The sequence below is a fragment of the Burkholderia sp. L27(2015) genome (assembly GCF_009765705.1).
In the GTDB taxonomy this organism is placed as follows: Bacteria; Pseudomonadota; Gammaproteobacteria; order Burkholderiales; family Burkholderiaceae; genus LMUX01.
The window spans coordinates 168,488-181,587 of sequence record NZ_LMUX01000008.1 but is presented as its reverse complement, the minus strand read 5'-3'; the positions used below and the strand labels follow the sequence as shown (position 1 = coordinate 181,587).

General features: G+C 58.6%; 11 protein-coding genes. 8 read left to right on the top strand and 3 right to left on the bottom strand.

Going from position 1 to position 13,100, the window contains the following annotated elements:
• The first annotated feature begins 155 nt into the window (after positions 1–155).
• From kdpF to GSQ77_RS03830, 6 genes are all read left to right on the top strand, one after another.
• Entirely contained in the window at positions 156–236 is an 81-nt protein-coding gene (gene kdpF / locus GSQ77_RS29890) for a K(+)-transporting ATPase subunit F (protein WP_158899552.1), read from the top strand.
• A gap of 142 nt (positions 237–378) precedes the next feature.
• A complete protein-coding gene (kdpA, locus tag GSQ77_RS03850) occupies positions 379–2,082 on the top strand; it encodes a potassium-transporting ATPase subunit KdpA (protein WP_158899228.1) in 1,704 nt (567 codons plus the stop codon).
• 10 nt (positions 2,083–2,092) lie between these two features.
• Entirely contained in the window at positions 2,093–2,764 is a 672-nt protein-coding gene (gene kdpC, locus GSQ77_RS03845) for a potassium-transporting ATPase subunit KdpC (protein ID WP_158899226.1), read from the top strand.
• Positions 2,765–2,777: 13 nt separating this feature from the next.
• Positions 2,778–4,862, top strand: a complete 2,085-nt coding sequence (gene kdpB, locus GSQ77_RS03840; protein WP_158899224.1) for a potassium-transporting ATPase subunit KdpB — start codon at positions 2,778–2,780, stop codon at positions 4,860–4,862.
• Between the two features lie 79 nt (positions 4,863–4,941).
• Positions 4,942–6,486 (top strand): DUF4118 domain-containing protein, encoded by a 1,545-nt coding sequence (locus tag GSQ77_RS03835; protein WP_254067425.1) that lies wholly within the window; start codon positions 4,942–4,944, stop codon positions 6,484–6,486.
• Positions 6,483–7,184, top strand: a complete 702-nt coding sequence (locus GSQ77_RS03830) for a response regulator (protein WP_158899222.1) — start codon at positions 6,483–6,485, stop codon at positions 7,182–7,184. The genes GSQ77_RS03835 and GSQ77_RS03830 overlap by 4 nt, the downstream gene beginning before the upstream one ends.
• 29 nt (positions 7,185–7,213) lie before the next feature.
• Here GSQ77_RS03830 and GSQ77_RS03825 read toward each other — a convergent pair whose 3' ends face one another.
• Positions 7,214–8,617: an MFS transporter gene (locus GSQ77_RS03825; protein WP_158899220.1), complete on the bottom strand. Its 1,404-nt coding sequence runs from the start codon at positions 8,615–8,617 to the stop codon at positions 7,214–7,216.
• A gap of 103 nt (positions 8,618–8,720) precedes the next feature.
• The gene (locus tag GSQ77_RS03820; RefSeq protein WP_158899218.1) at positions 8,721–9,716 is read right to left on the bottom strand and encodes a GlxA family transcriptional regulator; all 996 of its coding nucleotides are present in this window, start codon (positions 9,714–9,716) and stop codon (positions 8,721–8,723) included.
• A gap of 310 nt (positions 9,717–10,026) precedes the next feature.
• Here GSQ77_RS03820 and GSQ77_RS03815 point away from each other — a divergent pair, with 310 nt between their 5' ends.
• On the top strand, positions 10,027–10,713 hold the full coding sequence (locus GSQ77_RS03815) for a M24 family metallopeptidase (RefSeq protein WP_158899216.1): 687 nt from the start codon (positions 10,027–10,029) through the stop codon (positions 10,711–10,713).
• A gap of 570 nt (positions 10,714–11,283) precedes the next feature.
• On the opposite strand, the gene GSQ77_RS03810 is transcribed toward GSQ77_RS03815, so the two are convergent.
• Entirely contained in the window at positions 11,284–12,474 is a 1,191-nt protein-coding gene (locus GSQ77_RS03810; RefSeq protein ID WP_158899214.1) for a porin, read from the bottom strand.
• A 363-nt stretch (positions 12,475–12,837) separates the two neighbouring features.
• Between GSQ77_RS03810 and GSQ77_RS03805 the strand changes: the two genes are divergently transcribed.
• Positions 12,838–13,098, top strand: coding sequence for a hypothetical protein (locus tag GSQ77_RS03805; RefSeq protein ID WP_158899212.1), 261 nt, complete (start codon positions 12,838–12,840; stop codon positions 13,096–13,098).
• The last annotated feature ends 2 nt before the right edge of the window (positions 13,099–13,100 follow it).

The following is a 13,100-nucleotide window of genomic DNA, read 5'->3' as shown; positions in this document are numbered from 1 at the left end:
CTCTTGATATCGATTTTCGTAGACTGCGGGTCATTCTCAAAGAGGAGTTTGACCATGCACCCGCCATCGAATTTGAATCTCTCGATCGCACCCTGTAAATCCCGCTCTGGACCGTTTGTGATTGCGCGTGCGCAACAGGCTCCGAGGGGCACGCCATGATCTGGCTCGCCAGTTTGTGCGCCGCTGCGCTGTTCGCCTATTTGCTTTTTGCGCTGGTTAAGCCGGAACGATTCTGATCGTCCGCATCGCCGCATACCACTCAAAACAACCACGGGTAATTCTAATGAACGATCTGACCTTCCTGGTCGTGGGACTCGTTTTCTTCACTATCTCGGCCGCATTTGTCGTTGCGCTGGGCAAGATCTGAAAGGCGTCAACATGGTCAACGATATTGCTCAATTTGTACTCATACTCCTCGTTTTAACGGGCCTCGCTGTCGTCATGGGGAAATGGCTGACACGGGTACTGACCGGCGCGTATCACGGCGCTCCGGAACGCTGGACCTATGCCGCGCTGGGCGTGAACCCGGCGGAAAAAATGTCATGGCAGCGCTATGGCATGGCCTTGCTGCTTAGCAACGCCGCCATGATGCTGCTCGGCTATATGCTGCTGCGCATACAGGGGTGGTTGCCTTTCGATTCCTTGCAACGTGCCGCGCAGACTCCGGACCTCGCATTCAACACGGCCGCCTCGTTTGTCACCAACACCAACTGGCAGTCGTACTCAGGCGAATCGAGTCTTTCCAACTTCTCGCAGATGGCGGCGATCACGTTTTTGATGGTGGTCAGTGCCGCCACCGGCATAGCCGCGTGCGCGGGCTTTATCCGCGGATTGAGCCGCAAGAATGCGCTCGATATCGGCAACTACTGGGTCGACTTCACACGCATCATCTATCGCGTGCTGTTGCCCGTATGCTTTTTCCTCGCACTGGTATTTGTGTGGCAGGGCATGCCGCAAACGTTCACCAGTGAAACGGTTGCCACGACGCTCGAAGGGCTGAAGCAGCATATCTTAATGGGCCCTGTGGCGAGCTTGGAGTCGATCAAGCATATCGGCACCGATGGTGGCGGCTTTTTCGGTATGAACGCCGCTCATCCCTTCGAGAACCCGACACCGCTGACCAACACCTTGCACATGCTGAGCATGTTGCTGATCCCCGGCGCGCTGACCTATGCATTTGGCAGCATGCTGGCGCGACGTCGCCAAGGCTGGTGTTTCTTCGCCGTTTTCATGGTGATGCTGGTGGGTTTCCTCGCCCTTGTCTATACCGCCGAGCAACACGGTAATCCACTGATGACGCCTCTCGGGGTTGATCAGCAGCAAAGCGCGCTGCAAGCGGGCGGCAATATGGAAGGCAAGGAACTGCGCTTCGGTATCGGCCAAACCAGCCTGTTTGTCGCCATTACCACGGCAGCCACGACCGGCTCGGTCAATGCGATGCACGATTCGTTGATGCCGCTCGGTGGTCTTGTGCCGCTGTCGGAAATGATGCTGAACGACGTGTTCGGCGGTGATGGCGTCGGTTTCATCAACCTGGTGACATTCGCGATCCTGACGGTGTTCCTGGTGGGCATGATGATAGGGCGTACCCCGGAGTTTCTCGGTAAGAAGATCGAAGCGCGCGAAATGAAGTTCGTGATGCTGGCGGTGCTGGCTCACCCGCTTTGTATCCTGGCTTTCACGGCGCTCGCGATCTGTTGGCCAGGGACGTCCGACGCGCTCAACAATTCCGGCCCACATGGGTTCAGCGAAGTGCTGTACGCCTACACCTCCGCCACCGCTAATAACGGATCGGCATTCGGAGGGCTGAGCACCAACACGCCATTCTTCAACACCACCATCGGTCTGGCGATGTTGTTCGGCCGGTTCTTCACTCTGCTGCCGATGCTCGCCGTAGCCGGTGTGCTGGCTGCGAAGAAGAGTGTGCCGGAGGGTCCGGGAACGCTACCCACCGCTACGCCGCTCTTTACCGGTCTGCTGGTCTTCGTGGTGTTGCTGGTGGGCGGCCTGACCTTCTTCCCGGCGCTCGCGCTGGGCCCCATCGTCGAACAATTGCTGATGGCCAGCGGCCATGTGTTCTAAGGAGTTTGTCATGACAGCAGTAAATCAACCGACGGCGCCTGGCGCGAAGGTATTCCAGGGCCTGACACGCCCGGCAGTTGTCTCGGCCATTCTGTTCATGCTGGTAACCGGCCTCGGATATCCGATGGCGACTACCGGGGTGGCACAAGTGCTATTTCCAACGCAGGCGCATGGCAGCCTGATCGTACGCGAGGGCACGACAGTGGGGTCGGCCGTGATCGGCCAGAATTTCACCAAGCCGGATTATTTTCATCCGCGTCCGAGTGAGACTCAAGGTACTGATCCGGCCAACGCGAGCCAGACAGTCGCGCAGCCGTACAACGCGGCACTCAGTGCCGGCAGTAACTACGGCCCGACCAACAAGAAATTGATAGCCGAGGTCACCGCGCGCGCGCTGGCCTATCGCAACGAGAATCACCTGAGCCCGACTGCGTTGGTGCCGGTGGACGCCGTGACAGCTTCGGCGTCCGGCCTGGATCCCGACATCTCGCTGGCCAATGCGATGGAGCAGGTGAAGCGTGTGGCGCAGGCGCGCGGCTTGTCCGAAGCACGGGTGCAGACGCTCGTCGACGAGCAGTCGACACCGCGCCAGTTGGCGGTCCTGGGCGACCCCCGTGTGAATGTGTTGCAGCTTAACCTCGCGCTGGACGCGTTGGTGGCCCAACGACCTGCTGCTCAGTAATCGAGAGACTAGTATGACTTCGCAAAATAAAGAGTTGATTAGCGACACCGAAATAACACTGCCGGTCGTCATTCCGGTTCAGTGGCGAGCCGTGGCGGGCGAAGCGCTGAAGAAGTTGTCACCGCGGGCGCAGTTGAAAAACCCGGTGATGTTCGTGGTCTACCTCGGCAGCATCGTAACCACATTGCTATGGCTGCAGGCGCTGCGCGGTCACGGCGATGCGCCGGCGGGCTTCATCTTCGCCGTGTCGGTGTGGCTCTGGTTCACGGTCCTGTTCGGCAACGCCGCCGAGGCGATGGCCGAGGGACGCGGCAAAGCGCAAGCGGCCGCGTTGCGAGCGGCCAGAAAGCGTGTCTATGCCAAGGTGCTCAATGAGCCGAAATTCGGCAGCACCTCGTATCCGGTACCCAGTGACGAACTGGTTGCAGGGAAAATCGTGCTGGTCGAGGCCGGCGACGTGATTCCCGCGGACGGTGAAGTGATCGACGGCGTTGCGTCGGTTGACGAGTCCGCGATTACGGGCGAGTCGGCACCTGTGATTCGCGAGTCCGGCGGAGATTTTTCGTCGGTGACCGGCGGTACCCGCGTGCTTTCCGACTGGATCATCGTGCGCATTACGGCGAACCCTGGCGAAGCCTTTCTGGACCGCATGATCGCGATGATCGAAGGCGCCAAGCGCGGCAAGACACCCAACGAAATCGCGTTGACCATTCTGCTGGTAGCGTTGACGCTGATATTTTTACTGGTGTGTGCAACGTTGCTGCCGTTCTCGCATTTCAGCGTGGCGGTCACCGGCAGCGGGACACTGGTCAGTCTGACCGTGCTGATCGCGCTGCTGGTGTGCCTGATACCGACCACGATAGGTGCGTTGCTGTCGGCAATCGGTATCGCGGGCATGAGCCGCATGCTGCGCGCCAATGTGATTGCGACCTCGGGCCGCGCGATCGAGGCCGCAGGTGATGTCGATGTGCTGTTGCTCGACAAGACCGGCACGATCACGCTGGGCAATCGTCAGGCGAGCGCCTTTCTACCCGCTCCCGGCATCGACGAACAGTTGATGGCCGATACGGCACAGCTCGCTTCACTCGCCGATGAGACGCCAGAGGGCCGTTCCATCGTGGTGCTGGCCAAGCAACGTTTCAATTTGCGCGGCCGCGACTTGCAGGACAGCGTGGCGGTGCCGTTTAGCGCGCATACGCGCATGAGCGGCGTGGACATCGGTGAGCGGCAGATCCGCAAAGGCGCGGCACACGCGATTCGGGAACATGTACGCGGCCTCGGCGGCGTGTTCCCCAAGGAAGTCGATCAGCATGTCGATGAGATCGCGCGGCGTGGCGGCACCCCGCTGGTGGTCGCGGACGGCAAAACTGTACTGGGTGTGATCGAACTCAAGGACATCGTCAAGGGCGGCATCAAGGAGCGCTTTGCGGAGCTGCGCCGCATGGGCATCAAGACGGTCATGATCACCGGCGACAATCGCTTGACCGCCGCGGCCATTGCGGCCGAAGCGGGCGTGGACGATTTCCTCGCCGAGGCCACGCCGGAAGACAAGTTGAAGCTGATACGCGAGTATCAGGCCGAAGGCCGGCTGGTCGCGATGACGGGCGATGGCACCAACGATGCTCCGGCGCTGGCGCAGGCCGATGTCGCGGTGGCGATGAACAGCGGCACGCAGGCGGCGAAGGAAGCGGGCAACATGGTCGATCTCGACAGCAACCCGACCAAATTGTTGCGCGTGGTCGAGGTCGGCAAGCAGATGATCATGACGCGTGGTGCGTTGACGACCTTTAGCGTGGCCAACGATCTCGCCAAATATTTTGCGATCATCCCGGCGGCGTTTGTCGCGACCTACCCGGCGCTTGGCGCGCTGAATGTGATGGCATTGCACAGCCCGACATCGGCGATCTTGTCGGCCGTCATCTTCAATGCGTTGATCATTGTGGCGCTCATACCGCTGGCGCTCAGGGGCGTTCGATATCGTGCCGAGCCGGCGCAGCGTCTGCTCACGCGCAACCTGCTAATCTACGGTGTAGGCGGCGTGATCGCGCCCTTTATTGGGATCAAGCTGATCGATTTGCTCATCACGCCTTTTCTGTGAGATGGCTTTTTTGTGAGGTGGATAGGGCGCTTGCGATGGCCCTCCACACCGCAACGCTCAACGGCAGTGATAGTTCATCGTGAAAGAAATCCGCCCGGTACGGCCCACGCGCGAGCGCCTGCTGCAACGTTCAGCACGCTCGCTTGGCTGGCAACTTGCCCTCTCCATACTCGCGTGTGCGGTAACGACGCTAATCGCCAGTTTTCTGCTGCGTGTTTTTGATCTGGCCAATGTCGTTACGCTATTCCTATTGACGGTCATCCTGGTCGCGTTGCGTTTCGGACGGGTTGCCGGTGCGCTGACGGCGTTGCTCAGCGTGGCGAGTTTCGATTTCTTCTTTGTGCCGCCGCGCTTTTCATTCGCTGTTTCCGATACCCAATACCTGTTTACCTTTGTGCTGATCCTGATCGTTGCATTGGTCACGGGCCAGCTTGCTGCGCAATTGCGCAGCAAGGCCAAAGCGGCGACCGCTGGAGAGCAACACGCGAGCGCCGTGGCGCGGGTTGCGCGCGACCTGTCCGGTGCGATCGAGATCGACCAGATCGCCGAGATCTGCGCGCAAACCATTGCGCCGATGTTCGCGGCACGTGTGGCGCTTGTTTTGCCGGACGGGGCCGAGCGCTTGGTATTGACCTACCGCGGCGATTTCGCCGACCTTTCTGTCGCGCAGTGGGTGTACGACCACGTCCAACCTGCCGGTGCCGGCACTCAGACGCTTGCCGGGGCGGCAGCGCTCTATCTGCCGCTGAATGCGCCGATGCGTACACGCGGCGTGCTCGTTCTGCTGACTGATGACGGAACCCTGACGCTCGAGCCTGATGACCGCCGCCTGTTGGACTCTTGCTGCTCGTTGATTGCGCTGGCGCTCGAGCGCACCCATTTTGTCGAAATAGCGCAAGATACCCTCGTGCGGATGGAAGGCGAGCGGCTGCGCAACGCGCTGCTGTCGTCGGTCTCGCACGATCTGAAAACGCCGCTTACGGCCATTCGAGGTCTGGCCGAAACCTTGGAGACCACTGACCTGCCGAGCGCCGATCGTGTTGCGGTGTCACGCGGTATTCGTTTGCAGTCTGAGGGATTGCATCGTCTGGTGACCAACCTGCTCGATCTGGCGCGCATTCAGAGCGAAGGCGTCAGGCTTAACAAGGAGTGGAACGCGTTGGACGAAATAGTCGGCAGCGCACTTGCCAGAGTTGGCAACGTGCTTGCCGATCACACCGTGCGTACGCAATTACCTGCTGACCTGCCGCTGGTCGAAGTCGATGCGATCGCTTTCGAGAGGGTGCTGGTGAATCTGCTCGATAACGCCGCTAAATACACGCCACGGGGCTCGACCATTTCGGTTCGTGCCCAAGCATCGGGAAGCATCATGCGTCTATTTATTGAAGATAATGGGCCCGGCCTGCCCAAGCGCGACCACGAGCAGTTGTTCGAGGCATTCACGCGCGGGGAGAGCGAATCGACCATCACCGGCGTGGGTCTTGGGCTGGCGTTATGCCGCACCATTGTTGCCGCGCACGGCGGCACCATTTGTGCAGCGCCGCTTTTGCCGCATGGCGCAAGCTTTGAAATCGCGTTGCCGCTGGCCCCAGCGCCCACGATTGAAACGGAGACTGCGGTATGAGCAAATCGCGCATTCTGATCGTTGAAGACGAGGCGGACATCCGCCGCTTTGTGCGTCTGTCGCTTGAGCGCGAAGGCATGACCGTGTTTGTAGCCGCCACCGCGGCCGAGGCGCGGATCGAAGCCAGCACCCGTCAGCCGGACTTGGTGATCGTCGATCTGGGCTTGCCCGATGACGATGGGAAAATATTGATTGAAGAGCTACGGGTCTGGTCGTCCGTACCTGTGCTGGTATTGTCAGCTCGCGACCGGGAATCTGAGAAGGTCGCCGCGTTGAATGTCGGTGCGGACGACTATCTGACCAAACCGTTCGGCGTACCGGAGCTGATCGCCCGCGTTCGTGCGCAACTGCGTCGCGCGGCCCTGGTGACCACTGGAGGGGAGGCGTCTTCGGTTGTACGGTTCGGCGAGGTTCAAGTCGATCTCGCCACCTATGAGGTAAAGCGTGGGGACGCGATGGTTCATTTAACACCGATCGAATTTCGCTTACTGACGGCTTTGATCCGCGGTTACGGAAAAGTTATCACGCATCGCCAGTTGCTGGTGGATGTCTGGGGGCCCGGGTATGGCAATCGACCGCAGTATCTGCGGGTTTATATGGGCAACCTGCGTCAAAAGCTCGAGGATGATCCGACCCAGCCGCGCCATTTCATCACGGAACTTCAAGTCGGCTACCGGCTGGCGGGCTTGAACCCCTAAGGCGCCCGTCTCTTGCGAGGCTCTTGGTCTCAAACACGAAGCTTGTCGCCGGCTCCCTGCGGCAAGTTTGCGTAACCAAAGGCCGAGACGAAGGCGATGACGGCGATGAACAAAAACGCCATTCTGAAATTCGACACGGCATATCGCGACATACCTGCGTTTAAGCGTCCTGCCCATTGGAGCGCCAGCGCGCCCATCGCGATGCCCATGCCCATCGCTGCCTGCTGTATCGTGCTATAGAGCGTACTGGCCGAACTCATCTGCCCCGGTTCGATATCCGCAAAAGCCAGTGAGTTCAGACACGCGAATTGCATGGAACGGGCCATCCCACCGAGGAACAGCACGAAGAAGATCAGAATCGGTGAAGAGCCACTCGATAGGATGGCGCAACAGGCTAGGGTGAGCGAGACAGCGATCGCGTTCGCCGTCATGGTGCTGCGAAAACCAAAGCGTTTGACGATGCGAGTGGTGACGGCCCTGATCCCCACCGTGCCCGCAGCGAAAGCCAAGAACAACACGCCGGCCTTGAATGCACTCATGCCGAAGCTAGCCTGCAGCAATAGAGGAATCAGAAACGGCACCGCGCCGATGGCCACCCGCGTCATGGAGCCGCTGATGACGGTGACGGAAAACGTCGGGAACCGCAATACCGAGTAATCGATCAACGGGCTGCGATGTCTGCGTGCGTGGCGAAATAATAAATAGCCGAACACTACGCTGATGGCAAACAAGGCTAGACCGATCGCAGCGCTGCCAGGGTCTCGACCTAACAATTCGGCGCCGGCCAACAGGCTGCCTAGCGATGCACCGCTCAGGAAAAACCCGAGCCAGTCGAACCGGCGAGAGTCCTGCGCTGCGAAATACGGCACTACGGTCGCGACCAATAGTATGCCCAGCAGACCCAGCGGCAGATTCAGGAGGAATATCCATCGCCACGAGGCGAAGGTCGTAATGAACCCACCTAGCGGTGGCCCGATGACCGTTGCGGTCAAACCGGGCAAGGTGACGGTGGCTAGCGCCTGAATCAGATCTCGCTTGGGCGTGCTGCGCAGGACCAGCAGCCGTCCAACCGGCACCATGGCAGCGCCGCCGATTCCCTGGAGGACGCGGGCGATCGTGAACATCGTTGCATCGGAAGTCAGGCCGCACAGTGCCGAGCCCAGCGTGAAAATGGCGATCGCCACGCCGAAAACTGCGCGTGCCCCACATCGATCAGCGATCCAGCCGCTCACAGGGATAAACAGCGCCAGCGTTACCATGTAGGCCGACATGCCTATGCTTAGCGACGAGGCCCCCACACCGAACGAGCGCGCCATCTGCGGCAATGCGGTGGCGATGATGGTGCTGTCCAGATTCTCCATGAAGAACGCTGTCGCTACGATGACCACTATCCAAAACGATTCCTTACTGTTTCGCTCGGTCAGATCAGACATGGTCGCAGGAGTAGGACTTTGGCTACACAATAAGCGGGACAGTGACTAAGGGTTCTATGGCGAGGGCCTTGATGCCATATGCCAAAGGCGTGTTTTGATCACGTCACATGCCCGCTCGGACAGTGGATTCTACGCCGAAATGCGCCGTTCCGAAGCTGTGACGGTATTGCTGTGGAGATACACCAAACCGACGCTGGAAGACACTACGCATGCGATGCGCGTCGTTGAATCCGCACTCGTAGGCGATGGTTTTCAAGGGCGTTGTCGTGCGCTCGAGCTTCACACGGGCGGCGTCCATGCGGGCACCTTCGACGAACTCAGCCGGCGAAACTTTGGCGTCTCGGGCGAACATGCGCGCAAAGTTGCGAACGCTCATATTCGCAACGCCGGCAAGAACTTTGACAGATAGATCCTCGGTGAGGTTTGCCAGCACGTATTGTTGAACCTGCGCGACCGGAGAATGCGGCTCGGCATAAGGGGTTAGGTAAGGGCTGAATTGCGACTGGCCTCCAGCTCGCTGCATGAACACGACCAGCCGCTTGGCGACGTTCAATGCGACTTCGGGTCCTTTTTCCTGAGTCAGCAAGTAGAGGGATAGATCGATACCCGCGGTTACCCCTGCGGAGGTATAGAGGCGGCCGTCCTGAATGTATAAGCGGTCTGCCTCGATGTGGGCGGTAGGGCAAAACGAGGCGAGGGCGTCGGCGTAATTCCAGTGCGTAGTCGCTGTCTTTGCGTCGAGCAGGCCCGCGCGTGCCAGGATGAATGCGCCGCTGCAAATGGAACCATAGTTTCGGGCTTTCGCGGTTGCCCGGCGCAGCCATGCGTAGAGCTCTTCGCTGAATTCCTGTTGGACGAGTTCAGGGCCGCCCGCTACCAGTAGCAGATCGAATGCGTCTTCGACTTCGCTGTAATGTCGGTCTGCAGTAATGCTGATGCCGTTTGAGCACCGCAGCGGTCCGTGTTCGATTCCGAGTATTTCGAGCTGGTAATGGGATTCAGGAAGCAGGAACCGGTTCGCTTCCGAGAATACGTCCATCGGCCCGACGATATCCAGAGATTGCGCGCCTGAGAAGGCGAGGATGGCGACTTTAGTCATAGATACGTTGCAGTGTTCTCACTTCGGTTAGCGGGAAAAATCACGTTCGCCGCTAACGTTATCGGAACAAAGTCGGTCGTGCGTATGCGGGCGAGGTGGTGTCCGTAAACGACGTCTGTTTGGCAGAAGACGAATGCTAAAGGTCTTCCCCCTTTCGAATTCGGTTCCGGCTTAGTCGCGTGTGGCTTGAAACGCGCCCATAGTGGCGGTTTCTTGACTACATCAGCACAGCATTCCGGAGCGGGAGTTTTCATAATTCCTCCTAGTCACAGTTCGGCATTTTGCGGAGCTGTATTTGGAGAATTACAAAATGGTTAACGCTGCTACATCGGCCGCTGAAAGAGTCGGTCCCGCGTTCTCGGTTGACGGTATGTTGCTCGCACGCCAGAAAACGCGTCAGGCTATAAGGGACATCTCAGCGCTTATCAAGCCCGGGATGGTAGAGGAAGACGCCGTGGCTTTGGCGCGTCAAACAATGACTGATGCCGGGCTGGCACTGAGCTGGCACCCGACCCGTGTCCGGTTCGGTATCAATACGATTAAACCGATGAAGCAAGCGTCGGTGCCGGGGGTTGTTCTCAAGGAAAACGATATTTTCTTCCTGGATATCGCTCCGCGCGTGGATGCGTGGGAAGGGGACGGCGGGGCGTCTTTTATTGTGGGTGAACATGCCGAATATGCACGGTGCGCTCGGGATGCGGAACGGCTGTTTCATGAAGTTCGGTCTGTTTGGAATACGCAGAAGCTGAGCGGCAAGAAGCTATATGAGTTCGCCGATAAGGCGGCTCGCGAAATGGGCTGGCATCTGAACTTCGATCTTCCGGGGCACAGGGTCTCTGATTTCCCGCATGCGGCGATTCATACGGGTTCGCTTGCTGATTTCGATGCAAGCCCCGCTGCCATGCGTTGGATTCTGGAAATTCATATCCGTGATCCTAAGGGCGAGTTCGGGGCGTTCTTCGAAGATATGCTTTTACCCGACGAATACTATGCGTGAGGGGGGAGGGCTGCGTGCGCATCCGTGTGGGCAGCTCAGTACGGCGAGCAGACTCCATGTTGGAGGATTGTTCGCCGAGTCCTGTATAGCGGCCGTTGCGCTGCATATGCTCGAGAATTTTTTGTGGGATCTCGGACGCGATGATGTATGTCGTGAATGCCCCCAGCAGGATTAAACCAACAGCAAGCACAAGCAGTAGGATTTCCATGGGTGATATGAGCGATCGTTATTGATTGAACGGTCCTTGTCGCTTTCTTAAGGTTTCGGGATCGTTGCCATGCGGCGTGGTTGGGGCTTCGATGATTGAAGTCCACTTTTACGGGCTAGAGAATTATCGGATGAGCTTGCGCGAAGCTGGGTGAAAGACGGGGGCGAATTGCGCCAAAGTGGGGGTGTTTTGTGCCAACTGCCGCGATTGCACAGGGTAGGGGGGGTAGGGGTTTTGAAGCTGTGCGCCGTGCAGGAAAAAAGACCCCAAGCCCGGAGAAGCCTGGGGTTAATTAGCAGTATTAAATGAAGATAAAGCGTACTTCGCCAAATTTACATATCTCTAGATCCTAAAAAGTCCACTTAGAATTTGTGACGAATACCCAGGCGGACCACAGCCTGACGGTCGTTAGATGAATCGCCCAAGCTGCCGATGTTGGCCACTGCAGCCGCACCCGTCGAGCTGGTACCGGCTGCCTTTTGCAACGTGCCAATAGCATATAGTTCGGTGCGCTTGGACAGTGCGTAGTCGGCAACCAGACCGAGTTGGTTATAGTGCTGGTTACCCACTCTGACACCGGCCGCATTGGTCAGGCTGTCGCCCTTCGTGTAGTTGTACGCCACGCCCGTGTAGAACGTCGGCGTGAAATTCCACTTCAAGCCTGCTTCCACGTCGTTGAACGTAGCGGTCGCGCCGTTCATCGTAACGATGCTCTGGTACTTGGTGTTCGAATACGATAGGCCGAAGACGGCGGGTCCGATTGCGTACGTACCGCCAGCTGCTGCAACTTGGTAAGAACTAGCGGATTGGTAAGCGCTGTTCAGCGTGCCGCTCAGCGAACTTGTGCCGTTCACGTTATCCGTGAACAAGCCCGTGCTGCCGGCTGTGCCCGTCGGGTTCTTGAAGTAGTTGTATGCAGCACCCAAGGTGATTGGGCCGTTCGCGTACGCTGCGCCTGCGGAGTATCCGCCGCCGCCGGTCACGTTACCTGCTTGGCCGCCCAAGCTGACTTCAGCACCGAAGGTCAACCCGCTGAAACTCGGGCTTGCGTACTTGATGGTGTTATTGGTGCGCAGGCTGTTGTCGGTGTTATCCAAGTCACCCGGGTGCGCGAACAGGCTGGTGCCGGCGACATAGGCGATTGTTGTTACCGGTTGGACGTAGGTTACGACGGAATCGTATTGGCGACCCAGGGTAACCGTACCGTATTTCGTGCTGCTCAAACCGACGAATGCTTGACGACCGAATGGTGTGGTGCCTTGGCCGAATGCGCCGGTGTTCAGGTTGACGCCTGACTCGAGGGTGAAGATGGCCTTCAAACCGTCGCCTAGATCTTCGGCGCCTCGCAGGCCCCAGCGACTACCGTTTAGACCGCTGGCCGAATCGAGGGCGACTTGGCGGCCACCAACGTTGGTTGTACCGACAATGTTCTTGGCGTTGCTGTTGAATTGCACGCCTTCGTCGATGATGCCGTATAGCGTCACGCTGCTTTGCGCGTGTGCGGTCGCGCAGAACAGGCTGGCTATAGCAGACACCAATAGTACTTTTTTCATCTGACTGAATCTCCTTTATATGTCGCGAGTAGTTGCACTCGATGTAAATGCGCATCGTGCTAGTGCGATTGCGCGCAAGAGCTTGGGAACGACAACGCATTCGGTGACGCTCTTGTTCCGCGACGGGACAGAGTTTAGGAGAGGGGCTCCGATTGGCAGAGGCCAAAAGGTGGAAGACTGTCTTTCAGGAAATGGGAATAGTGGTTGGGAGAACGATGGGAAGGCTTGTGGGGGTTGGCTGGACGATGGGAGGTTGCGGTGCCTTTTTAGGGGAGCGATGCTTATGCGTTGTGCTATCGCGACGCCCCTAGCGCAAGATGGGTAGCGACCCGACGTCGAGATGGCCCGAAATGGAGTGGCGATATGGAACTGAAACCGATTCGAACTGAAGCTCAGTACAGTGCGGCTCTTCGCCAAGCGTCAGCGTATTTTGACAACGAGCCGGAGCCGGGCACGAAAGCAGGCGATCGCTTTCAAGTACTGGTGATGCGGATCGAGGCATATCGCGACCTGCTGTCGATTTTAGTTTGGATGATCGAGCGGCGAACGCTCACCTTAACTCCCTACAGATGGGCATGGTGCGTCAACGTCGCCGTGTCGCTACTGCCGCGCGAGCAGCAGTAATT